A 418-nucleotide genomic window follows, 5' to 3' on the forward strand; every position below is an offset into this window, starting at 1 on the left:
GGGGAACCCGCTCACCGAGCTCGATCTAAGACCGGTGCCGAATCTGGAGGAGCTCGACGTTGACGACCACGTTCGCATCATCGGCAGGGATCCGAGAAACAATGACTGATTTCTCCTGGTGTCTGATCGACACCGAAACCACCGGTCTGCACGCGCCCATCTTCGTCGTCGAAATCGCTGCGCAGCGCATGCGCGGCTGGCAGGCCGAAGGGGCGCCGTTTCGTCGGCTGCTCAACCACGGCACGGATATTCCACCCGAAGCCTCCCGGGTGCATGGCTACACGCGCGAAATCCTGGAGCGCGACGGCGACGACCCGCGCACGGTCTATCGGGAACTGGCGCGCTACGTGGGCTCAATCGCGATTCCAGTGGAAACGGTTCATGTCTGATGGGGAGCATGGAGCCAAGGGTGACGGGG

The 418-nt window shown here is 62.9% G+C and carries 1 protein-coding gene; it reads left to right on the plus strand.

Annotated elements, in window-relative coordinates; all coding sequences use genetic code 11:
- The first annotated feature begins 101 nt into the window (after positions 1-101).
- The gene (locus BUA29_RS06425; protein ID WP_084602379.1) at positions 102-389 is read left to right on the plus strand and encodes an exonuclease domain-containing protein; all 288 of its coding nucleotides are present in this window, start codon (positions 102-104) and stop codon (positions 387-389) included.
- Positions 390-418 lie beyond the last annotated feature (29 nt).

The organism is Thermomonas hydrothermalis (genome assembly GCF_900129205.1).
Lineage (GTDB): Bacteria > Pseudomonadota > Gammaproteobacteria > Xanthomonadales > Xanthomonadaceae > Thermomonas > Thermomonas hydrothermalis.

Bases quoted from the DNA above. Each gene is read 5' to 3' on its own strand.
- BUA29_RS06425 (WP_084602379.1), top strand. From the start codon at position 102: ATGACTGATTTCTCCTGGTGTCTGATCGACACCGAAACCACCGGTCTG.